At 71.1% G+C, this 26,903-nt stretch carries 1 protein-coding gene; it reads left to right on the forward strand.

The features are described 5' to 3' along the window. The first annotated feature begins 1 nt into the window (after position 1). Positions 2–26,806, forward strand: a complete 26,805-nt coding sequence (locus tag A6I89_RS13460) for a non-ribosomal peptide synthase/polyketide synthase (protein WP_044990988.1) — start codon at positions 2–4, stop codon at positions 26,804–26,806. Positions 26,807–26,903 lie beyond the last annotated feature (97 nt).

Raw genomic sequence — 26,903 nt, forward strand, 5'->3', positions numbered from 1 at the left:
AATGACGATGTCAGGATCTCGGGAACCGGTCGGTCACGGTTCCGGCACACCAGCTCTTCCCGCGGAAGCGTTTCCGCTCTCCGCGGTGCAGCGAAGTATGTGGTTCGCCCAGCAACTCACGCCGGCGGTCCCCATCTTCATCGCGCAGTACGTCACGCTCCAGGGCGACCTGGACGTCGACCTGCTGAGCCGCTGCGCGGTCACCGCTGCAGAGGAGTTCCAGTCGCCGTTCCTGCACCTGATCGACGTCGACGGCGAGCCTTACCAGTTCATCGACCCCGACACCGACACATCCATCGAACAGGTCGATCTACGCGATCACCCGGATCCGACGGCCGCCGCGCACGCCTGGATGGAACACGACTACTCGGTCCCGATCGATCTCACCCGCGATCGCCTCATCGACATGACCATCCTGCAGGTCGGTGATCGAGAGTACCTGTGGTACACGAGGATTCATCACGTCGCCCTCGACGGGTACAGCGGCATGACGGTAGCGAACCGGATCGCCGCGCTCTACACCGCCGCGCTCGAGCACCGGGATCCGGAACCGAACCGGGCGCTCGATCTGCACGAGCTCCTCGCGATCGACCAGAAGTATCGCGCGTCCGGTCGCTTCCAGGCCGATCGTGAGTACTGGGCCGACCACATCGCCGGAATCGAGGCCGGGTCCACGCTGGCCGAGACGGACGCACCGGTCTCCGCGGTGAGCCGGCTCGAGAGCGCACCGCTGCCCGAGGCCGTCATCACCGCACTCGACTCCACCGATCGGACACTCGAGGCCACGCCGGCCGCCGTGCTGATCGCGGCCTTCGCGTGCTACCTCGCCCGCATGACCGGGCGCACCGACGTGCTGGTCAACATGCCCGTCTCGGCCCGCACCACGGCGCCGCTGCAGCGGTCCGGCGGCATGCTCGTCAACGTGGCACCGCTGCGTGCGACGGTCCTGCCCAACGACACCGTCGCCGACCTCGTGGGCCGGATCCAGCTGGAACTGATGGGCGCCCTGCGGCATCAGCGGTGCAGCATCGAGGACATCCGCCGCGATGCCGGTCTCACCGGGACCGCCCGCGGGTTGGCCGGACCGATGGTCAACGTCATGCTCTTCCACCAGAAGATGACCCTCGGCGACATCGAGGGCGAATACCACATCGTCACCTCCGGCCCGGTCGAGGACCTGCTCGTCAACTTCTTCCAGAGCGGCAGTCCGACAAGAACATTCGTGGAGTTCCGGGCGAATCCCGGACGCTACTCGCAGGAAGCGTTGCACACCCACCACCGCCGGTTCCTCGAACTGGTGGAGGAGTTCGTGCAGGCCTCCGCCGACACCCGGGTCGCCGACATCCACGCCGAGAGTTCGGTGGTGGGCGCCCAATTGTTGCGCACCGCGGCGCAACTCGAGTTCTGGTCGCGGGAGCTGGCCGGCCTGCCCGACATCCTGTCGCTGCCGTCGGACCGGCCCCGCCCGGCACGGCGCGCCCTCGCCAGCGACCGGGTGGACTTCGAGATCCCCGCGGCGGTGCACCGGGCCGTCGTCGCGCAGTCCGAGGCCCGGGGCTGCACGGTGTTCGCCGCCGTCCATGCGGCGCTGGTGGTGCTGCTGGCACGCCTGGCCGACGTCGACGACGTCGCGATCGGCACGCCGGTGACGGGCCGCAGCCCGGCAGGAGAGTTCGTCAACACCCTCACGTTGCGGACCCGGTTGTCGCCGGGCCTGACGTTCGACGACCTGCTCACCGACGTGTGCCGCGCCGACACCGCTGCATTCCGGCACGCCGAGACACCGTTCGCGCAGCTGGTCGAGTCGCTGGACCGGACGCGGGAGAACGCGCACTCGCCGCTGTTCCAGGTGATGCTCGAGTTCCTCGACGGCCGCACCCCGCATCTCGACGAGGACGGCCTGGTGGTGCGCGGCGTCGACACCGGACCGGACATCTCCGCCCTCGATCTGCGGCTGACGGTGGAGGAACGCTTCGCCGGCAACGCTGCCGGGGACGCGGTCCCGGACGGTGTGCACGCGTCGTTCGCGTTCGCGACCGACATGTTCGATCCGGAGACCATCGAGACGTTGTCGGCGCGGTTCCTGCGCGTGCTCGACGCGGTGCTCGAGGATCCGTCGACGGTCGTCGCCGACATCGATCTGCTCTCCGAGGAGGAGCGCCGACAGCTGTCCGGGGTGTGGGGCGGCGACGGCGTGGAGCCGCGCACGCTCGCCGAGATCCTCGCCGCGGCCGCGCACACCGACCCCACGCGGACGGCGCTGACGTACGAGGGCCGACAGCTGAGTTACCGCGCCCTCGACGAGGACTCGAATCGGCTGGCTCGGCTGCTCGTCTCCCGGGGTGTCGGCCCGGAATCGGTGGTGGCGCTGTCGATGCCCCGCTCCATCGAGTCGGTGGCGTCGGTGTGGGCGGTCGCCAAGACCGGTGCCGCGTTCGTACCGGTGGATCCGAACTATCCGGCCGATCGCATCGAGCACATGCTCACCGATTCCGGTGCGACGCTGGCACTGACCGTCGCCGCGCATGCGGCCGCGGTCGCGGACATCGTGCCGGCCCTGGTCGTCGACGATCCGGGATTCGGCGCACAGGTGCACCAGTGGTCGCCCGACACGATCACCGACGCCGACCGTTCGGCCCCGGTTCGCATCGACAACCCGGCCTACCTGATCTACACCTCCGGGTCGACCGGAACCCCCAAGGGCGTCACCGTCACTCATCGCGGGTTGGCGAACTTCGCCGAGGACGAACGTCGGCGCTACGGGGTGCGGCCCGATTCGCGCACGCTGCACTTCTCGTCGCCGAGCTTCGACGCATCGGTGCTCGAACTGATGCTCGCGTTCGGCGCGGGCGCGACCATGGTGATCGCACCACCGACCGTCTACGGCGGCGCCGAGTTGACCGCGCTGCTGCGCGACGAACGGGTCACCCATGCGTTCGTCACCCCGGCCGCGCTGGGATCGGTCGACGCGGACGCGTTGCCCGAGCTCGAGTGCGTGGTGACCGGCGGCGAGGCCTGCCCTCCCTATCTCGTGGAACAGTGGGCGCCGCGGCACCGGATGTTCAACGCGTACGGCCCCACGGAGGCGACCGTCGTGTCGAGTGTGTCCGACCCGTTGGTGGTGGGGCAGGACGTCACGATCGGCTGCCCGCCCATCGGCACCGGGGTACTGGTGCTCGACGCTCGGCTGCGGCCGGTGCCGCCGGGTGTCGCCGGCGAGTTGTACGTGTACGGGGAGGGGCTGGCCCGCGGTTACCACGCGCGGGCGGGGACCACTGCCGAACGCTTCGTGGCGAACCCGTTCGACGGCACCCGGATGTACCGCACCGGTGACCTGGTGCGCTGGCGCCGGTTCGGTCGGCGGCACTCGCTCGAGTACGTGGGGCGCACCGACTTCCAGATCAAGATCCGCGGCTACCGGATCGAACTCGGTGAGGTCGAGGCCGCCCTCCGGTCGCACCCCGACGTCGGGTTCGCGCTCGCCACCGGGTTCGTCGGACCGTCGGGGGACACACTGCTGGTGGCGTACGTGCAGGCGGAGAGCAACCGGGAGACCGGCGTCGGGGAGCATCTGGCGTCCGAGGTCACCGCGCACGCCGCGGACGTGCTGCCGCCGCACATGGTGCCCGCGAGCGTCGTCGTGCTCGATTCGCTCCCGCTGACCCCGGCCGGGAAACTCGATCGCCGGGCCCTGCCCGAGCCCCGGTTCGACGTGGGCACCGGCGAGTTCCACGCGCCGGCCACCCTGGACGAGAAGAAGATCGCCGGGGTGTTCTCCGAACTGCTCGGCGTGGAGCGGATCGGCACCACCGACAGCTTCTTCGATCTCGGCGGCAACTCGCTGACCGCGACCCGGATCGTGGCCCGCATCAATGCGACCCTCGGGACCGAACTCTCGGTCCTCGACCTGTTCGAGGCACCGACCGTGGGGGCGCTCGCCGCACGCGTCGAGGCCGCCGGACCGGGCCACGGCGCACGCCCGCCACTGGTGCCGCGCGACCACACCGGACCGGTGCCGGTCTCTCTCGCGCAGCAGCGGATGTGGTTCGTCAATCAGCTCGCCCCGGGATCGGCCGCGTACAACATCCCGATCGCGGTCCGGCTGAGCGGCCCGTTGGACGTTGCCGCACTCCGCGGCGCGCTCGCCGACGTAGTCGAACGCCACCAAACGCTGCGCACGGTGTTTCCGAACACCTCCGACGGCCCGGTGCAACAGGTGCGTTCGGTCGCCGACGCGGCGCTCGACCTCGAGCCCGAGGACGTCACCGAGACGCAGCTGCCACAGCGCCTCCAGGGCGTCGCGACCGCACCCTTCGACGTCTCCGTGCAGCTGCCCGTACGGGCACATCTGTGGCGGCTCGGCCCCACCGAGCACGTGCTCGCCCTGGTTGCGCATCACGTGGCGGCGGACGGACTGTCGATGGCGCCGCTCGCGCGCGACGTCATGGTCGCCTACGGGGCCCGCGCGGCCGGCACCGAACCGGCGTGGCCGCCGCTCGCGGTGCAGTACGCCGACTACGCGGTGTGGCAGCGGGAACTGCTCGGCGCGGAGGACGACCCGCGCAGCCTCGCTGCCCGTCAGATCGCCTTCTGGCGCGACGAATTGACCGGGGCACCCGATCTGCTGGAACTGCCCACCGACCGCCCCCGGCCGCCGCAGCAGTCGATGCGCGGCGGCACGGTGAGCTGCACCATCGCCCCGCACCTGCACCGCCGTCTCCTGGAGGTGGCCGGCGAGTACGAGGCGAGCCTGTTCATGGTCCTGCACGCGGCCCTGGCCGTGCTGCTGGCCCGCGCCAGCGGCGCGACCGACGTCACGATCGGCTCACCGGTGTCCGGTCGCGGGGAGGCCGAACTCGACGACCTGGTCGGCATGTTCGTCAACACCCTCGTGCTGCGCAGCCGGGTGGACCACGGCGGGACGTTCAGCGATCTGCTGGCGCACACCCGAACCACCGACCTGGCGGCCCTCGGCAACACCGCCGTGCCGTTCGAGCGTCTGGTCGAGGTGCTCGACCCGCCCCGCTCGGAGGCGTACTCGCCGCTGTTCCAGGTGATGCTGGTGTTGCAGGGATCCGAGCGAAATCGGCTCGAACTGCCCGGGCTCGCCGTCGAGGTGGACGAGATCGACACCGGCACAGCTAAATTCGATCTCCAGGTGATCCTGACCGAACAATCGGACGAGGAGGGCCGCCCGGGCCCGATCGAGGCCACGCTGTCCTACGCGACAGACCTGTTCGATCCCGACACGGTCGCCGCCCTCGCGGAACGCTACCTGCGGATCCTCGACGCGGTCAGCGTCGATCCGGCGGTCCGGGTCGGCGACATCGACGTCCTCGTCGACGGCGAGCGCGAACTCGTCCTCGACGAGTGGAACGCCACCGCGCACTCGGTGCCGGACGCGACGCTGACCGATCTGTTCGACGCCCAGGCCCGACGCACCCCGCACGCGGTCGCCCTCACGTTCGGCGACGAACAGCTCACCTACGCGGAGTTCGCCTCCCGCGCCCGACGCCTCGCGCGTGAGCTGATCGCCCGCGGCGTGGGTCCGGAGAGCCGGGTGGCACTGTCGATGCGGCGGTCGTTCGACCTGCTGATCGGGATGTACGCGGTGACCGAGGCGGGCGGCGCGTACGTCCCCCTCGACCCGGACCACCCCGCCGCCCGTACCGAGTACGTCCTCGCGAGCGCCGCCCCGGCGTGCGTGTTGACCACCCGCCGCGACCGTGCCGGTCTGCAGACCGACATCGACGTGCTCGAGATCGACAGTCTCGACCTCGCCGGCCGCGGCGACGGCCCGATCCGTCCCGAGGAGCGGGTAGGCGCCCTCCGCCCGGACCACGTCGCGTACGTGATCTACACGTCGGGCTCGACGGGCCGGCCCAAAGGCGTCGCCGTCAGCCACCGCGCGATCGTGAACCGGCTGGCCTGGATGCAGGACCGGTACCACCTCACCGGCACCGATGTCGTCGTGCAGAAGACCCCCGCCACCTTCGACGTCTCGGTGTGGGAGTTCTTCTGGCCGCTGCAGAACGGCGCGAGCCTGGCCATCGCGCTGCCCGAGGGGCACCGCGACCCGGCTTATCTGTCGCAGCTGATCCACGACCGGGGTGTCACCGTCGCCCACTTCGTGCCGTCGATGCTCGCCGCGTTCGTCGTCGGCGCCGACCCGGTGCAGTGCCGGTCACTTCGCACCGTGTTCTGCAGTGGTGAAGCGCTCCCACCCAGCACCGCGGAGGCGTTCGCCGAGTTCGTCGGTCCGGCGGGCGCCGAACTCCACAACCTGTACGGCCCCACCGAGGCCGCCGTCGACGTCACCTACCGGCAGTACACCGCCGCCGACACCGTTTCCGTCCCGATAGGCACGCCCGTCTGGAACACCCAGGTGTACGTGCTCGACGCCCGCCTGCATCCGGCGCCGGTCGGGGTGCCGGGCGAGCTGTACCTGGCCGGTGTCCAGCTGGCCCGCGGCTACGTGGGACGTCCGGACCTGACCGCGGAACGCTTCGTCGCGAACCCGTTCGGCGCTCCGGGCACCCGGTTGTACCGCACCGGCGACCTGGTCCGCTGGCGCAAGGCCGGACACCTCGACTACTCCCTCGACTACCTGGGGCGCACCGACTTCCAGGTGAAGCTGCGCGGGCTGCGGATCGAACTCGGCGAAGTGGAGGCCACACTGCTCTCCCGACCGGGTGTGGCACAGGCGGTCGTCGTGGTGCGCCGCGACGAGCTCGTGGGGGAGGCGCTCGTCGGGTACGTCATCGCCGATCCGGGCGTCGAACTCGAGCCGGCGGCACTGCGGGAGTCCCTCGCCGAGTCGTTGCCCGCGTACATGGTGCCGTCGCAGATCCTGGTGCTCGACGAGTTCCCGCTCGGCTCGACCGGCAAGCTGGATCGCCGGGCGTTGCCGGCTCCCGAATTCGGTTCCGTCGAGGCCGAGTTCGTGGCACCTCGTGGCCCGGTCGAGGAAATCCTCGCACTGATCTTCGGCGAACTCGTCGGCACGACGCGGATCGGTGTGTACGACAGCTTCTTCGACCTCGGCGGCAACTCGCTGACCGCGACGCGGCTGGTGGCGCGCGTCAACGACGCGCTCGACGCGCACATCGGGGTGCGGGACGTGTTCGACGCCCCCACCGTGGCCGCTCTCGCGCTGCGCATCGAGTCCGGTGGGATGCGCGGGTCCGAGCGGGCACCGCTCGGACCCGCCGAACGGCCCGCGGCCGTCCCGGTGTCGCTGGCGCAGAAGCGGATGTGGTTCATCAACCAGTTCGACACCAGCTCCGCCGCGTACAACGTGGTGCTGCCCGTCCGCCTCGACGGCGACCTCGATCGCGGAGCGCTCCGCGCGGCCGTCGCCGACGTCCTCGACCGGCACGAATCGCTGCGCACCCGGTTCCCCATGATCGACGGCGAACCGGTCCAGGTGATCGTTCCGACCGCGGCCGTCGCACCAGACCTGGAGCCGGAGTCGGTGGCCGAACAGGACGTCGCGGAACGGGTCGCCGAGTTCGCCGGACGCGGGTTCGACGTCACGGTCGCCCCGCCGGTGCGGTCGCTGCTGCTGCGCGTGGGCCCGCAGACCCACGTACTGGTGATCGTCGTGCACCACATCTGCGCCGACGGGTTCTCGCTGGCACCGCTCGCGCGGGACGTGATGAGCGCCTACATCGCCCGCACCGAGGACCGGGCCCCGCACTGGACACCGCTCGCGGTGCAGTACGCGGACTACGCACTGTGGCAGCAGAAGGTGCTGGGCGGCACTGACGATCCGGACAGCGTGCTGTCCAGGCAACTCGAGTACTGGGCGCGCACCCTCGACGGACTCCCGGAGGTCCTCGATCTGCCCACCGACCGGCCGCGGCCGTCGGAACGTACGCTCCGCGGCGCGGTCCACGGGTTCCGGCTCGGACCCGACGTGCACCGTCGGCTCACCGCCGTCGCCCGTACCCACAACGCGACCGTGTTCATGGCGGTACACGCGGCGCTGGCAGCCCTACTGGCCCGACTGGGCGACACCGACGACGTCGCGATCGGCACACCGATCGCGGGCCGCGGTGCGGCCGCCCTCGACGACATGGTCGGCATGTTCGTCAACACACTGGTGCTGCGGAGCCACTTCGATCCCGCCGCCACCTACTCGGAGTTGCTCGCCGCGGTCCGCGACGGCGACCTCGATGCGTTCCACAACGCCGACCTGCCGTTCGAGCGCCTCGTGGATGCGCTGGCACCGGAGCGTTCCACCGCGCACTCGCCGTTGTTCCAGGTGATGCTCGAGTTCCGCAACAACGAGCAGCCACGACTGGAGCTGCCGGGCCTGACGGTCACCGTCGTCGACACCGGCACCGATTCCACCAACTTCGATCTGCAACTCACTCTCACCGAGGAGTTCACCGAGTCCGGTGAACCGGCCGGGGTGGCAGCCGGATTCACCTACGCGACCGACCTGTTCGATCCGGCGACCGTGACCCGCCTCGCCGAACGGTTCGGTGCCGTCCTGCGCGCCGTCACCGCCGATCCCGCCGTCCGGGTGGGTGACGTCGACCTGCTGACGGCGGACGAGCGGGCCGCGATCGCCCCGGTGAGCGGCGGCGCGGGGGTGCCCGCACGGACCCTGCCCGAGCTGTTGGCGACGGCCGGGGTCGTCGATCCCGACGCCACCGCGGTGGTGTTCGAGGGACGCGAACTCAGCTACCGGCAGCTCGACGCGGACTCGGACCGGCTGGCGCGGTTGCTGATCGCCCGCGGCCTCGGGCCCGAGTCGGTGGTCGCACTGGCACTGGCCAGGTCCCTCGAGTCGGTGACCGCGACGTGGGCGGTCGCCAAGACCGGTGCGGCGTTCGTCCCGGTGGACCCCAACTATCCGGCGGACCGCATCGAACACATGCTCACCGACTCCGGGGCCGTCGTCGGGCTCACCGTGCACGGGCACCGCGACGCGTTGCCTCCCGTCACGGAGTGGCTCGTGCTCGACGACAGTGCCGTCCGGGATCGGATGCAGCGCCAGCCCGGTGGGCCGGTCACCGACACCGACCGGGTCCGACCGGTCCGGCTCGACGACCCCGCGTACCTGATCTACACGTCCGGTTCCACCGGCATTCCCAAGGGTGTCGTGGTCTCGCACCGCGGCCTCGCGAACTTCGCGGCCGAGGAGCGGACCCGGTTCGGCATCACACCGCGCTCGCGGACCCTGCACTTCTCGTCGCCCAGCTTCGACGCCTCGATCCTCGAGTTGCTACTCGCGGTGGGCTCGGGCGCCACGATGGTCGTCGCGCCGCCCACGGTCCTCGGCGGCGACGAGCTGCGGGACCTATTGCGCGAAAACCGCGTCACGCACGCGTTCGTCACGCCGGCCGCGCTCGCCTCGGTGGACCCCGCCGGTCTGACGGCGCTCGAGTGCGTCGCCACCGGAGGCGAGGCGTGCCCGCCCGAACTGGTGGCGCAGTGGGCGCCGGGCCGTCGGATGTTCAACGCGTACGGGCCGACCGAGGCCACCGTCGTCGCGAGCATCAGCGAACCGCTCGCGGTGGGAGTCCCGGTCACGATCGGACGTCCCCCGCTGGGCACGTCGCTCGTGGTGCTCGATGCGCGGCTGCATCCGGTGCCTGCCGGCGTGCCGGGGGAGCTGTACGTTCTCGGCAGCGGCCTGGCGCGTGGCTATCACGCCCGTCCCGGTACCACCGGGGAACGCTTCGTCGCGAACCCGTTCGGGGACCCGGGCAGCCGCATGTACCGCACCGGCGACCTGGTCCGATGGAACGGCTCCGGACAGCTGGAGTACCTGGGCCGCACCGACTTCCAGGTCAAGGTCCGCGGCTTCCGCATCGAGCTCGGCGAGATCGAGTCCGCCCTGCGCCGGTTCCCGGGGGTGGCGCGTGCCGTCGTCACGGTCGACGGATCCGGGCCGGCGAGCCGACTCGTCGGGTACGTGGTGCCCGAAGCCGGCGCCGCGGTCGACCCCGCCGACGTCACCGAGTTCGTCGGCACGTTCCTCGCGTCGTACATGGTTCCGTCCGCGGTGATGGTGCTCGACGCGCTCCCGCTCGGTCCGGCGGGCAAGCTGGACCGGCGGGCACTGCCCGCGCCCGACTTCGGCGCCCGCACGGCGGGACGCGCTCCGCGGTCCGAACGCGAACGACAGCTGGCCGACCTCTTCGCCGAGGTCCTGGGGCTGGACTCGGTGGGCGTCGACGACTCGTTCTTCGGGCTGGGCGGCGATTCGATCATGTCGATCCAACTGGTGTCGCGGGCGAAGTCGGCGGGACTGCACTTCACACCCCGGGACGTGTTCGAACACAAGACGGTCGAGGCGCTCGCCCGGGTGGCGCAGAGCGGGGCGGACACCGCCACCCTGGCCGAACTCGACGGCGGCGGCGTCGGGGACGTGCCACTGCTGCCCGTCGCCCATTGGCTGCTCGACCGCGGCGGACACCACGACCGGTTCTCGCAGGCGGCGCTGCTGACCGCGCCGGAGGGGCTCGACGACGCCTCGCTCACCGGTGCCGTCCAGGCGGTCCTGGATCGGCACGACATGCTCCGGGCCCGGATCCGTCCCGGCGAGCACCGCATGATCGTGCCGCCGGCAGGTTCGGTGTACGCCGAGTGGCTGATCCGGCGCATCCGGGTCGACGCGGCGCCCGGCACCGACGCCTTCGCCGACACCGTCCGCGCCGAGCTCGACGCGGCCGAGGATCGTCTCGACCCGTCCGCGGGCGAGATGATGCAGGTGGTGTGGCTCGAATCCGCGTCGGGCGGTGGGCGGCTGCTGATCGTCGTGCACCACCTCGTGGTCGACGGTGTCTCGTGGCGCATCCTGGTACCGGATCTGGCGACCGCGTGGGCGCAGATCGTCGCCGGTGAACGGCCCGACCCGGCACCGGTCGGCACGTCGATGCGGCGGTGGGCGCACGGTCTCGTCGACGCCGCCGCGGACCGCCGCGACGAGCTCGAGCTGTGGCGCGCGATGCTGTCCGGGGACGACCCACTGCTGGGAGCGCGCCCGCTCGATCCGGCGGTGGACGTGGCCTCCACCGCCCGGACCGTCACCGTCGAGGTCTCACCCGACGTGACCGACGCGTTGCTGACGACGGTGCCGGACGCGTTCCGCGGCAGCGTCAACGACGGCCTGCTCACCGCGCTGGCGATGGCCCTGGTCCGCTGGCGCCGGGACCACGGCGTCGACGCCGACACCGCGCTGGTGACGCTCGAGGGTCACGGGCGCGAGGACCACGTGCTGCCCGGCGCGGACCTCGCGCGGACCGTCGGGTGGTTCACCACCCTGTTCCCGATCCGGTTGGACCTGACCGGAATCGACATCGACGACGCCTTCACGGGCGGGCGCGGCGCCGGCGCGGCGGTCAAGGCCGTCAAGGAACAGTTGCTGGCGGTGCCCGACCACGGCATCGGATACGGGATGTTGCGGTACCTCGACGACGAGGGCGGACGCGCGCTGCGCGGCCTGGCGTCGGCGCAGGTGAGTTTCAACTACCTGGGCCGGCTCACCGCGGCGGTCCCGGAGGACCAGCGGGCCGCCGGCTGGGTACCGACCGACGACGCCGACCTGAGCGTCCTGCAGGACGCCGACCTGCCGGTCGCGTCGGTCCTCGACATCAACGCGGTCACCACCGACGGGGCCGACGGATCCCGGCTCCGCGCCACGTGGGGCTTCCCGGCCGGCGTCCTGACCGCCGCGGACGTCACCGAGCTGGCCGGGCTGTGGACCGAGGCCCTGGTCGCGCTGGCCCGGCACGTGTCCCGGCCGGGGGCGGGCGGACTGAGCCCGTCGGATCTGGATCTGGTCGACCTCGGGCAGCCGGAGATCGAGACGCTCGAGCAGCGCTTCCCGAACCTCGCCGACGTGTGGTCGCTCTCGCCCCTGCAGTCGGGTCTGCTGTTCCACGCCCAGCTGGCCGACCGCTCGGTCGACGCCTACCTGGTGCAGATGATGCTCGACGTGCGCGGCGCCGACCCCGGCCGGCTGCGGCGGGCCGGGCAGGCGATGCTCGACCGCCATCCCAACCTGCGGGCCGCGTTCGTGCACGGGCCCGACGGCACCCCCGTCCAGGTGGTGCAGGAGCGGGTGCCGTTGCCGTGGAACGAGATCGACCTGTCCGAGCACGACGAGCCGGTGCGGGAGGCCGAACTGGCGCGGCTGATCGCCGACGACCGGACCCGACGCTTCGACATGGCGGAGGCCCCGCTGATCCGGTTCCTGCTGGTGCGGACCGGCCCGGACGAGCACCGGCTGATCCTGACCAACCACCACATCCTGCTCGACGGCTGGTCGACACCGCTGATGATGCAGGAGCTGCTCACCCTGTACGCCACGGACGGCGACACCACCGTGCTGCCGCGGGTGCACGCCTACCGGGACTACCTGGCATGGATCGCCGCACAGGATCCGGAGGCCGGGGTGCGGGCGTGGACCCGGTCGCTCGCCGGTCTCGACGAACCGACACTGCTGGCGCCGCTCGACCGCGGCCGCGAACAGGCCACCGTGCCCGCCGAGATCGACATCTCGCTCGACGTCACCCGCACCGCCCGGCTGCAGTCGATCGGCCGACAGTGGGGCGTCACGTTGAACACGATGGTGCAGGCCGCGTGGGCGATCGTGCTGGGCGCCACCACGGGCCGCGACGACGTCGTGTTCGGCGGCACCGTGTCGGGTCGCCCGCCGCACATCCCCGGCATCGAATCCATGATCGGGCTGTTCATCAACACGCTGCCCGTCCGGGTGCGGCTCGACGCGCGGGAATCGGTGGGGGAGTTGCTGCGCCGGATCCAGTCCGAACAGGCCGGACTCCTCGACCATCACCACGTGAGCCTCACCGACATCCAGGACGCCGTCGGACCGGCGCTGGCGTTCGACACCCTCACGGTGTTCGAGTCCTATCCGGTGGACCGGTCGGCGATCACCGACGCGGACATCTCCGGGCTGCGCCTGGTGCGCGTGCACGAAGGCTCCGACGCCGCACACTATCCGCTCACCCTCGTCGCCAACGCCGACGACCGGCTCCGGATGAAGCTCAAGTTCCTGCCCGACCTGTTCGACCGCGGGCAGGCCCGGTCGCTGGCGGAGCGGGTCCAGCGCGTCCTCGTCGAGATGTCGGAGGATCCGCAGTGCCCGCTGGCGCGCCTGCGGCTGCTGTCCGACGCGGAATGGGCCGAATTGGTGCCGCTGCGTGGCCGTCCCGGCCGGTCCGTGCGCACCCTGCCGCAGCTGTTCGCCGATGCGGCCGCGGCCGATCCGGACGCGATCGCACTGGTGTCGGGCACCACCGAGGTCACCTACCGCGAACTCGACGAACGATCCAACCGATTGGCCCGCGTCCTCCTCGACGACGGGGTGGGTCCGGAGTCGTTCGTGGCGTTGGGAATTCCCCGGTCGATCGATTCGGTCGTCGCGGTGTGGGCGGTCGCCAAGACGGGTGCCGCGTTCCTGCCCGTCGACCCGAACTATCCGGCGGAGCGGATCGCGTTCATGCTCGAGGACTCCGGCGCGACGGCGGGCCTGACGGTGACCGGGGCGCGCGACCGGCTGCCCGCTACCGTGCCGTGGACCGTCCTGGACGATCCCGCGTTCGAAAGCCGCCGCGCCGCGCAGTCCACCGCGCCCGTCGGCGACGACGCGCGGCCGGTGCCGCTGCGGCTGACGCACCCGGCGTACGTGATCTACACCTCCGGCACCACCGGGACCCCGAAGGGTGTGGTCGTCACGCACGAGGGCCTCGACAACCTCTCCGAGGAGTACCTCACGCACTTCGCGACCCGGCCCTCGTCGCGGACCCTGCACTTCTCGACTCCGAGCTTCGATGCCGCGGTGCTGGACTACCTGCTGGCGTTCGGTCCGGCCGCGACCATGGTCATCGCTCCCACCAGCGTGTACGGCGGCAGCGAACTCGCGGACCTGATCCGCGACCAGCACGTCACGCACGCCTTCATCACCACCGCGGCGGCGGCGACCGTCGACCCCGCCGGTCTCGACGAGTTCACCGAGGTGATGGTGGGCGGCGAGGCCGTCCCACCGGAACTGGTGGCGCGGTGGGCGCACGGGAGGCGCTTCTACAACGGTTACGGGCCCACCGAGGCCACCGTCATGGCGAATGTCAGCGCGCCGTTGGTCACCGGCGAAACCGTCACGATCGGCGCGCCGCTGCGCGGGGTGTCCGAGCTGGTGCTCGACACCAACCTGCGGCCGGTGCCGGCGGGGGTTCCCGGCGAGCTGTACATCGCCGGACCGAACCTGGCGCGCGGCTACCATCGGCGTCCGGGCCTCACGGCGGAACGGTTCGTGGCGAACCCGCACGGGGTCCCCGGCGAACGCATGTACCGCACCGGCGACGTGGTGCGTGTGCTCGCGGACCGCACGATCGAGTACGTCGGACGATCCGATTTCCAGGTGAAGATCCGCGGCTTCCGGATCGAACTCGGCGACATCGACAACGCGTTCGGCGACCACCCCGACATCCGGTTCGCGGTCACGCTGGGACGGCCCGGACCGACCGGGGAGACGGCGCTGGTCACGTACGTGCTGCCGGTCGCCGGCGCGCAGCCCGAGCCGGGTGCGCTGCGGGAGTACGTCGCCGAGCACCTGCCCGCGCAGATGGTGCCCGCGAGCATCATGATCCTCGACGAGATCCCCCTGACCCCGATCGGCAAACTGGATCGCGCCGCACTCCCGGCACCGGAGTTCCTGCCCGCCGCCACCACGTTCCGGGCCCCGACCGATCCCACCGAGCAGACCATCGTCGACACGTTCACCGCGGTCCTCGGGCTCGAGCGCATCGGCGTCGACGACAGCTTCTTCGACCTCGGCGGCAACTCGCTCATCGCCACCCGGGTGATCGCCCGACTCGGCGCGGCTCTCGGCGTCGACCTCGGGGTGCGGGCGCTGTTCGAGGCGCCGACCGCACACGAACTCGCGCGCTGGGTCTCGCGGGCGCACCTCGACGCGGCGGCCCGGCCACCGTTGCGGCCCCAGGACCGGCCCGACCCGCTTCCGCTGTCGCTGGCCCAGAAGCGGATGTGGTTCATCAACCAGTTCGACACCGAATCCGCCGCCTACAACATCCCGCTCGCGGTCCGCCTCACCGGCGACCTCGACGTCGACGCTCTCACCGCGGCGGTCGCGGACGTGCAGGAGCGCCACGAGACGCTGCGCACCCTGTTCCCGTCGCGGGACGGCGAACCGGTCCAGCTGGTGGTGCCGGCCGCCGAGGCCGCGCCGAGCCTCGACGCCGTCGACGTACCACCGGACCGCGTTCCGGAGCGGATCGCGGCGCTGATCTCCCGTGGGTTCGACGTCACCACCGCCGTGCCGGTGCGCGCCGAACTGCTGCGGCTCGGCCCGCAGGAGCACGTCCTGACGATCGTGGTCCACCACATCTGCGCCGACGGCTTCTCGATGGCACCCCTCGCGCGGGACGTCATGGCGGCCTACGTCGCCCGCACGGGCGGCCACGTCCCACAGTGGGCGCCGCTGCCGGTGCAGTACGCGGACTTCGCGCTGTGGCAGCACCAGGTGCTCGGCTCCGAGGACGACCCGGATTCGCCGGGGCGTCGACAGCTGGCGTTCTGGACGGAGGCGCTGGCCGGGCTCCCTGAGGCGATCACGCTGCCCACCGACCGACCCCGTCCCACCCGGCAGAGCTTCGACGGCGCCCGCGTCGAGTTCGAGATCCCCGCGGAGGTGCACCGGGCGCTGGCCGAGTCGGCAAGGCGGCACGGCGCGACGATGTTCATGGCCACGCACGCCGCCTTGGCGGTGTTGCTGGCCAAGCTCAGCGGCACCGACGACATCGCGATCGGCACCCCGATCGCCGGCCGCGGCGAGGCGGAACTCGACGACCTGGTCGGCATGTTCGTCAACACCCTGGTGCTGCGGTCCGACGTCGACCCGGGGGGCGGTTTCGCGGACCTGCTCGCCCGCACCCGCGAATTCGACCTCGCGGCGTTCGGGCACGCGGATCTGCCGTTCGAGCGCCTCGTCGACGTGCTGGCCCCGGAACGCTCCACCGCGCATTCGCCGCTGTTCCAGGTGATGCTCGAGTTCCAGAACAACGAGCTGCCCCGGCTCGAGCTGCCCGGCCTCGTCGCGGACCCGGTCGCCGCCGATCTGGCGGTGGCGAAGTTCGACCTGCAACTGACCCTCGCCGAGCGTCACGACGACGCGGGCGTCCCGGACGGTATCGCCGCGGTCTTCACCTACGCGACGGATCTGTTCGACCCGGGCACGGTGCGCGAGCTGGGGGAGCGGTTCACCCGACTGCTCGACGCTCTCGTGGCGGAGCCCGAACGGGCGATCGGCGACATCACGATCACCACCGCGACCGAACTCGACACGATGCTGCACCGGTGGAACGCGGAGGGGGCCCGCGCGGCAGACGAGACGCTGGCCGAGCGGTTCGCGCTCGCCGCGGCCCGCTTCCCGGACCGTCCGGCGCTCACCTACGAGGCGTCGACGCTCGGGTACGCCGAACTCGACGCCCGCGCCAACCGCCTCGCGCGGCATCTCGTCTCGCTCGGGGTGGGCCCGGAGACACTGGTAGCGGTGGCGCTGCCGCGGTCGGCGGACCTCGTCGTCGCGCTGCTCGCCGTCATCAAGTCCGGTGCCGGCTACCTGCCGCTGGACGTCACCTATCCGGCCGAACGGCTCTCCTACATGCTCACCGACGCCGCGCCGGTGTGTGTGCTGACCACCGGCGCCGACGCCGACGCCATCCCGTCGACCGACGTTCCCCTGATCCGTCTCGACACCGACGAGACCGCCGCGGCGCTCGCGGCGGCGCCGGACCGGGCGGTCACCGACGCCGACCGGCTCACGCCCCTGCGCCCCGACGACGTGGCGTACGTCATCTACACCTCCGGTTCCACCGGCCGCCCCAAGGGCGTGCAGGTCACCCACCGCAACGTGCTGACCCTGTTCGCGAACACCACCGGTGCCTTCGGGTTCGACGAACACGACGTGTGGACGATGTTCCATTCCTACGCCTTCGACTTCTCGGTCTGGGAGCTGTGGGGCCCGCTGCTGCACGGCGGTCGGCTGGTCGTGGTCGACTTCTACACCGCGCGCTCGCCGGAGATGTTCCTCGACCTGTTGCGCACCGAGCAGGTCACGGTGCTCAACCAGACGCCGACCGCGTTCTACCAACTCGCGGAGGCCGACCGCCTCGCGAGCGAACAGGGCACGACGGCAACCGATCTGGCGTTGCGGTATGTCGTGTTCGGTGGCGAGGCCCTCGACCTCGGCCAGCTCGGCCGCTGGTACACGCGGCATCCGGACAGCGCGCCGCGGCTGGTGAACATGTACGGCATCACCGAGACCACCGTGCACGTCACCCATCTCGAACTCGACCGCGCGTTCGCCGAGGCCGCCGACGCCAGCGTCATCGGCCGCGCGATCCCCGGCCTGCGGGTGGTCGTCCTCGACGAACGCCTGCACTCGGTCCCGCCGGGCGTCGTCGGCGAGATGTACGTCGCGGGAGAGCAGTTGACCCGCGGCTACCTGGGCCGGAGCGCCCTGACGTCGAGCCGGTTCGTCGCCGACCCGTTCGGTGCGCCGGGATCCCGGATGTACCGCACCGGCGACCTCGCCCGCTGGAACCGCGACGGGCGGCTCGAATACCTGGGCCGCAGCGACTTCCAGGTGAAGATCCGCGGCTTCCGGATCGAGCTCGGCGAGATCGAGGCCGCGCTGTTGCGGTACCCCGGCGTCGCACAGGCCGTGGTGGCCGTGCACCGGGACGGCGCCGGACCAGCGCGGCTGGTCGGCTACGCGGTGCCCGAACAGGGACTCGACGTCGACCCGCAGGACGTGCTCGGTCACGTGGGCCGGGAACTGACGTCGTACATGGTTCCTGCGACCCTGATGCTGCTCGACGAGCTTCCTCTCACCGCGAACGGCAAGCTGGACCGCAAGGCGCTGCCGCAACCGGAGTTCGGCACCGGGGCCGCCCGCGGCCGCGCTCCCGAGACCGACGTCGAGCGCACCCTCGCCGGCCTGTTCGCGGAGGTGCTGGGTCTGGATTCGGTCGGTGTGGACGATTCGTTCTTCGGGCTGGGTGGCGATTCGATCATGTCGATCCAGCTGGTGTCGCGGGCGAAGGACGCGGGCTTGCGTTTCACGCCGCGTGACGTGTTCGAACACCGCAGTGTCGCGGGCCTCGCGGCCGTCGCCGCGGCCGATTCGGGGGAAACTCCGGTGCACCTCGACGAACTCCCCGGCGGCGGGGTCGGTGAGTTCCCACTCACCCCGATCATGCACTGGCTCCTCGAGCGCAGCGACGACGTGCGTCGGTACACGCAGACCGCCCTCCTGGCGCTGCCGAGCGGCACCGACCGGGATCGTCTCGCGCGCACGTTGCAGGCCGTCGTCGACCGGCACGACATGCTGCGCGCGCAACTACACACCGGCCCGGACCCGCACATGCTGGTCCGGCCGGTCGGGGCGGTCGACGCCGACGACCTGATCAGCAGGATCCCCGTCGACGCACTGTCCGGACCCGACTTCACCGCCGTGGCGGGTGCGGCGCTCGACGACGCCGCCGGCCGCTTGGATCCCGCTGCCGGAGCCGTGCTGCAGGCCGTGTGGTTCGACGCCGGCGAGACCGGGGGTCGGCTGCTCCTGGTGATCCACCACCTCGCCGTGGACGGCGTCTCCTGGCGCATCCTGGTTCCGGACCTGGCCGCCGCGTGGACGCGGATCGCCGCGGGGGAGCTGCCCGACCTGGCGCCGACCGGCACCTCCATGCGGCGCTGGGCGCACGGTCTGGCCGATGCCACCGCAGGCCGGGACCGCGAGCTCGAGCTGTGGCAGGGCACCCTCGACACCCCGGACCCGGTGATCGGGTCGCGTCCGCTCGACCCGGCGGTCGACGTGTACGGGACGGTCGACAAGGTGTCCGTGGAACTGCCGTCCGCGGTCACCGAGGCACTGCTCACGACGGTGCCGGAGGTGTTCCGCGGCAACGTCAACGACGCCCTGCTCACCGCGCTGGCGATGGCACTGACCCGGTGGCGGCGCACCCGCGGGGCCGACACCGACGCCGCACTGGTCAACCTCGAGGGCCACGGCCGCGAGGATCAGGTGGTGCCCGGGGCCGACCTGGGACGAACCGTCGGATGGTTCACGACGATCTTCCCGGTCCGCCTGGATCTGACCGGAATCGACGTCGACGACGCGTTCGCCGCGGGGCCGGCCGCCGGGGCAGCCCTCAAGGCCGTCAAGGAACAGTTGCTGGCGATCCCCGATCACGGCATCGGGTTCGGGATGCTCCGGTACCTCGATCCGCGCACGGGGCCGGTGCTGGCGGAACTGCCGGTGCCGCAGGTCGGGTTCAACTACCTCGGCCGGCTCGGGGGAACCTCGACCGGCACCGACGTGCCGTGGGTTCCGAGGTCCGACACCGAACTCGACGACGCCCCGAGCGCCACGATGCCGGTCGCGTCCGCCCTCGACGTCAATGCCGTCGTCGGCGACACCCCCGACGGGCCGCGGCTGCGCGCCACGTGGGCGTTCCCCAGCGGGGTCCTCGCGACCGTCGACGTGGGGGAACTCGCCGACCTGTGGGTGCGGGCGCTGTCCGCGCTCGCACGGCACGCCGCGCATCCCGGAGCGGGCGGGCTCACCCCGTCCGATCTGGACCTGGTCCGGCTCGACCAGGACGCGATCGAGGCACTCGAGCACCGGTACCCGGGCCTGGACGACGTGTGGTCGCTGTCGCCGCTGCAGGCGGGCCTGCACTTCCACGCGATGCTCGCCGACGACTCCGTGGACGCGTATCTGGTGCAGCTGACGCTGTCGTTGGGCGGCACGGTCGACACCGACCGGCTGTGGCGGGCGGGACAGGCGCTGCTCGACCGGCACCCGAATCTGCGGGCGGCGTTCGTCCGGGTCGAGGGTGCCGCGTCGGACAGCGGCGCGGTGCAGGTGATCCCCGACCGCGTGGAACTGCCGTGGACCGAGGTGGACCTCTCGCGCCTCGATCCGGGCACCCGCGCCCGCCGCTTCGACGAACTGATTGCCGCCGATCGCGGGACCCGATTCGATCTGACGGCGGCGCCCGCGATCCGGATGACGCTGGTGAAGTTCGGTGCCGGCGACTACCGCCTGGTCGTCACCAACCACCACATCCTGCTCGACGGCTGGTCCACACCCCTGGTGATCCGCGATCTGCTGACTTTGTACGCGACCGACGCCGATGCGTCCGTGCTGCCGCGAGTGCACCCGTACCGCGACTACCTGGCGTGGATGGCGACGCAGGACCCGGCCGAGTCCACCGACGCGTGGCGCAAGGCGCTCGCCGGGCTCGAGGAGCCGACCCTGCTGGCCCCCGCCGTCCCCAGTGCCGGCGGCGGGACCGCCGAACTGGAGGTGGCCCTGACCGCGGAGCACACCGACACGCTGCGGTCCCTCGTCCGGGAGCGCGGGCTGACCCTCAACACCGTCGTGCAGGCCGCGTGGGGCATCGTGCTCGGCGCGCTGACGGCGCGCACGGATGTCCTGTTCGGCGGCACCGTGTCCGGTCGGCCCCCGCAGATTCCCGGCATCGAGTCGATGGTCGGTCTGTTCATCAACACGCTGCCGGTGCGGGTCACCCTCGACGCCGGCGAAACCCTCGGTGAACTGCTCGATCGCGTCCAACGCGAGCAGGCCGCGCTCCTCGACCACCACTACCTCGGGCTCGCTGACATCCAGCGCGCCACCGGCCCCGCCGCCACCTTCGACACTCTCACGGTGTTCGAGTCGTACCCGGTGGACCGCAACGCTCTGACCGCGGACACCGACATCGCCGGCCTCAAGGTCACCGGTATCGACGGCCGCGACGCCGCGCACTACCCGCTGTCGCTGGTGGCGTCGGTGAACGGCAGCCTGAACCTCAAGTTCGAGTACTTCCCCGAGGTCTTCGATCCCGCCGTGGTCGAGTCGATCGCGACACGCGTCACCGTCGTCCTCGAACACATCGCGACCGACCCGGACCGTCCGCTCGCCCGCCTGGACCTGCTCACCGACACCGAGCGCCACGATCTGGCGCCGGTCGAGGGCCCGGTCGGCGGATCGATCCGCACCCTGCCCGACATCTTCACCGACGCCGCGGCCCTGGACCCCGACGCGATCGCGTTGTCGTTCTCCGGTCGCGAGGTCACCTACCGCGAACTCGACACCCGGTCGTCGCGGATCGCCCGCGTCCTCATCGACCAGGGTGTGGGACCGGAGTCGTACGTCGCGCTGGGGATACCCCGGTCCGTGGAGTCGGTGCTCGCGGTGTGGGCGGTCACCAAGACCGGTGCCGCCTTCGTCCCGATCGACCCCAACTATCCGCCCGAACGGATCGAACACATGCTCGCCGATTCCGGTGCCGGCCTCGGTCTGACCGTCGCGGCGCATCGACACCGGCTGCCCGACACCGTCACCTGGCTCACCCTCGAGGATCCGGACGTCGCGGCGGCCTGCGCGGCCCACTCCGACGCCCCGGTCACCGACGCGGACCGCACCGCGCCGCTCGGGCTCGAACACGCCGCGTACGTCGTCTACACCTCCGGGTCGACGGGCCGGCCCAAGGGCGTCGTCGTCGCGCACCGCGGCCTCGACAACTTCGCCCTCGACCAGCAGGCCCGCTTCGGGGCCACCGCCACATCCCGGACCCTGCACTTCGCCACCCCCAGCTTCGACGGCGCGGTGTTCGAGTACCTGCAGGCGTTCGGTGTGGGCGCGACGATGGTGATCGCCGAACCCACGGTGTTCGGCGGAGCCGACCTGGCCCGCGTCCTCGCCGACGGTCACGTCACCCACGCGTTCGTGACCACCGCCGCCCTCGCGACCGTCGATCCGACCGGGCTCGACGAGTTCACCCACGTCGCGGTCGGCGGCGAGGCCTGCCCGCCGGAACTGGTCGCGCGCTGGGCCCCGGGCCGGGACCTGCACAACGCGTACGGGCCGACCGAGACGACGATCATGTCGAACATCAGCGCGCCCATGACCGTCGGCGAACAGATCACCATCGGTGGCCCCATCCGCGGTGTCCACGAGGTGGTTCTCGACGGGCGCCTGCAACCGGTGCCGGTCGGGGTGCCCGGCGAGCTGTACATCGCCGGCCTCGGACTGGCCCGCGGCTACCACCGGCGTCCGGGACTGTCCGCGGAACGCTTCGTGGCGAACCCGTTCGGTAAGCCGGGCGAACGGATGTACCGCACCGGCGACATCGTGCGCTGGCGCCCCGACCTGACGATCGAATACGTCGGCCGCTCGGACTTCCAGGTGAAGGTCCGCGGGTTCCGCATCGAACTCGGCGAGATCGACGCCGCGTTGGCCGCCGATCCCACGGTCGGGTTCGCGGTCACCCTCGGCGTGCCCGGACCGGCCGGCGACACCGTGCTCGCGTCGTACGTGGTCCCCACGACCGGGGCCACCGTCGAGACGGGCGCCCTGCTCGACCGGCTGTCGGAACAGTTGCCGTCCCACATGGTGCCCGCCGCGGTGACCGTGCTCGACGAGATCCCGCTGACCCCGGTCGGCAAGCTCGATCGCGCCGCGTTGCCCGAACCCGAGTTCGCGTTCACCAGCGGCGAGTTCCGCGCCCCGACCAACCCCCTCGAATACACGCTGTCCGACGTGTTCACCGAGGTGCTCGGCATCGACCGGATCGGCATCGACGACAGCTTCTTCGATCTCGGCGGTAACTCGCTCATCGCCACCCGCGTCACCGCCCGGCTCAGCGGCCTGCTCGACGCCGACATCCCGGTGCGGGCACTGTTCGAGGCGCCGACGATCCACGCGCTCGCACAGTGGGTCGCGCGCGAACGCGGCGCCGGCACCGGGCACACCCGGCCGGAGCTCGGCCGTCGCGAACGGCCGGACCGTATCCCGCTGTCGCTCGCGCAGCAGCGCATGTGGTTCATCAACCAGTTCGACACCGCGTCCGCCGCCTACAACATCCCGATGGCGGTGAACCTCACCGGGGCACTCGACACCGACGCACTGCGCGACGCGGTCGGCGACGTCCTCGAACGGCACGAGTCGCTGCGCACCGCCTACCCGATCGTCGACCAGGAGCCGACGCAGGAGGTCTGGCCGGTCGGCGACGTGCTCACCGACCTGACGCCCGTCCCGGTCGACGACGACGCCGAGCTGCGCCGGCAGATCACCGCCTTCGCCTCGCACGGGTTCGACGTCACCGCCGCACCGCCGGTGCGCGCCGAACTCCTCGAGATCGACGACGAGCACCACGTCCTGGTCATCGTCGTGCACCACATCTGCGCCGACGGCTACTCGATGGCGCCGCTCGGCCGGGACCTGATGGCCGCGTACACCGCTCGGGCCGCGGGGACGAGTCCCCAGTGGGCGCCGCTGCCGGTGCAGTACGCCGACTACACCCTCTGGCAGCACGAGATGCTGGGGACCGACACCGATCCCGACTCGCTGATCTCGCGGCAGCTGCGGTTCTGGACCGAGGAGCTCGCGGGCCTGCCCGACGTCATCCAGTTGCCCACCGACCGCCCCCGTCCCGTGCAGCAGACGTTCCGCGGTGGCCGGGTCGAGTTCCGGGTACCTGCCGAACTGCACACTCGCATCACCGAACTCGCGCACCGGCACGGCGCGAGCATGTTCATGGCGATGCACGCCGCACTCGCCACCGTGTTGGCGCGACTGGCCGACACCGACGACATCGCGATCGGCACCCCGATCGCGGGCCGCGGCGAGATGGCCCTCGACGAGCTCGTCGGCATGTTCGTCAACACGCTGGTGCTGCGGACCCGGATCGACCACGACACCTCCTTCGACGCGCTGCTGCAGCAGGTCCGCGAGTCGGATCTGGCCGCGTTCGGGCACGCCGAGGTGCCGTTCGAGCGCCTGGTGGAGGAGATCAATCCGCCCCGGTCCACGTCCTACTCGCCGCTGTTCCAGGTGTCGATCGAGTTCCAGAACAACGAGCGACCGCGACTCGAGCTGCCCGGCCTGACCGTCGAGGGAGTCGGGATCGATGCCCAGGTCGCCAAGGAAGACCTCGAGTTGGTGCTCGCCGAGGAGTTCACCGACACCGGCGATCCGGCCGGGGTCCTGGCGTCGCTGGACTTCGCCACCGACCTGTTCGACGAATCCACCGTGCGCGGCATCGCCCACCGGTTCATCCGCGTCCTCGAGGCGGTCGTCGCCGACCCGGCACGCGCCGTGGGCGACATCGAGATCCTCGACTCCGGCGAACTCGCGGCCTTGGCACCCGCGCACGGCGGCAGCGACGTCTCACCCCACGTGTGGCCGGAACTGCTCGAGTCGGCGGCGGCCGTGAACCCGGACGCGGTGGCCCTGTCCTACCTCGGCCGCACCCTCACCTACCGGCAGCTCGACGAACGGTCCAACCGGCTCGCCCGTGTCCTCGCCGGACGCGGCGTCGGCCCGGAGACGTTCGTCGCCCTCGGGATGCCCCGCTCGATCGACGAGATCGTGTCCATCTGGGCGGTCGCGAAATCGGGTGCGGCATTCGTTCCGGTCGATCCGAACTACCCGGCCGAACGCATCGCGCACATGCTCACCGATTCGGGTGCGCGCCTCGGGCTCACGACGTCGGCACTGCGCGAACGACTTCCGGACACGGTGCCGTGGCTGGTCCTCGACGACGACGCGATCGCGGCTCGGCTCGCGGACGCCTCACCCGTGCCGGTGACCGACGCCGACCGAACGGCGCCGCTGCACCTCACACATCCGGCGTACCTCATCTACACGTCGGGATCGACGGGCCGACCCAAGGGCGTCATCGTCACGCACCTGGGCATCGCGAACCTCACCGAGGAGGAACGCCAGAGGTTCTCGGTCACCCCCGACGCCCGGGTATCGCACCTGGCCTCGCCGAGCTTCGACGCCTCCGTGTTCGAGATGATGATGGCGTTCAGCGCCGGCGCACGCCTGGTGATCGTGCCGCCCACCGTCTACGGCGGCGCCGAACTGACCGACCTGCTCTCGCGGGAAGGTGTCACGCACGGCTTCATCACCCCCACCGCCCTGGCCTCGATCGAGGACGAGGGACTCGAGTCGCTGCGGATCCTCGCGGTGGCGGGGGAGGCGTGCCCACCCGAACTCGTCGCCAAGTGGGCGCCCGGCCGCCGAATGTTCAACGGGTACGGTCCCACCGAGACCACCATCCAGGCCAGTGTCAGCGCCCCGATGCAGCCCGGCGAGACCGTCAACATCGGTGGACCGGCGATCGGATTCGAGGAGGCCGTCCTCGACGGCCGCCTGCGCCCGGTCCCCGTCGGAGTGCCCGGCGAGCTGTACATCTCCGGCCCCGGCCTGGCCCGCGGCTACCACAACCGGCCCGGACTGACCGCCGAACGGTTCGTCGCGAACCCGTTCGGCCCGCCCGGATCCCGGATGTACCGCACGGGCGACGTGGTCCGGTGGCGCCACGACGACACGATCGAGTACATCGGCCGGTCGGACTTCCAGGTGAAGGTCCGCGGCTTCCGCATCGAGCTCGGCGAGATCGACGCCGTCCTCACCCGGCATCCCGCGATCACGTTCGCGGCGACGCTGGGCCACACGGGGCCGTCCGGGGACACCCTGCTCGCGTCGTACGTCCGGCCGGTGGAGGGGCACTCCGTCGAAGCCCGTGAGCTCCGAGCGCACGTCGCGGCGCAACTGCCCGCGCACATGGTGCCGTCCGCGGTGGTGGTACTCGACGAGATCCCGCTGACGCCGGTCGGCAAGCTCGACCGCCGGGCCCTGCCGACACCGGAATTCACGTCTCTGACCACCGAGTTCCGGCCACCGTCGACCGCCACCGAGCGTGCGGTGACGGAGGTGTTCGCCGACGTCCTCGGGGTCGACCACGTCGGCATCGACGACAGCTTCTTCGATCTCGGCGGCAACTCGATCATCGCCACGCGCATCATGTCGGAGCTGCAGGCCCGACTCGGCCGGCAGCTGCCGCTGCAGACGATGTTCCTGGATCCGACCCCGTCGGGCCTGGCCAAGCGGATCGACCTGCCGGTGGGATACCTGGGACGCAGCGATTCCCCGGTCGACGACGCCCTGGGTGTGGTGATCCCGCTGCGCCCCAACGGCGAACGACCACCGCTGTTCTGCATCCATCCCGGCATCGGCCTGTCCTGGGGCTACGCGGGCCTCGTGCAGTACCTCGCGAAGGACCGTCCGGCGTTCGGTCTGCAATTGCCGTTGCTGAGCGGCGGTCCGGACTTCGGGTCGGTGCAGCAGCTCGCGCACCGGTACGTCGAGGAGATCCGGACGGTGCAGCCGCACGGGCCGTACCACCTGCTCGGCTGGTCGCTCGGCGGTGTGATCGCCCACGCGATGGCCGTCGAACTGCGGGGCGCCGGTGAGGAGGTCGCCACCCTGGCGATCATGGACAGCTACCTCACCGAGGGGGAGGAGGAACCAGGGCATCTGACCGTGGTCGAACTGCTCGAGGGGTTGGGCCTCGATCTTGCCCCGTACGGCGACGTCCGGGACCTGACGTACGCGCAGGCGGTCGATCTGCTCAACGAATCCCTCGGTCAGGACACGGGTCTCACCCCTGCGCACCTCGAACGCATCAACGAGGGGTTCACCACCTCGGCTCGGATCATGAACCGCTACGCACCCGATGTGTTCGACGGCGACCTGCTGTTCTTCACCGCCGGACGCGGTGACGGCAGTGCGCAGTCCACCCCCCGGCATTCACCCCAGGTGTGGCAGCCCGCGATCACCGGACGCATCCGTGAGTTCACGATCGACTGCGAGCACAACCAGATGATCGAGCCCGAGGCACTGTCCGCGATCGGACCGCTCCTCGAAGAGTATCTGGCTTCGCACTGAAATCGGTCCTGCCGCAACAAACTTCGCATAGATGACCGTCCACCCGGATCCACTGCGAAGGCGGGGTGCAAGGACTAGCGTCGGAACGACTGGACTG

The organism is Prescottella equi, assembly GCF_002094305.1.
Lineage (GTDB): Bacteria > Actinomycetota > Actinomycetes > Mycobacteriales > Mycobacteriaceae > Prescottella > Prescottella equi.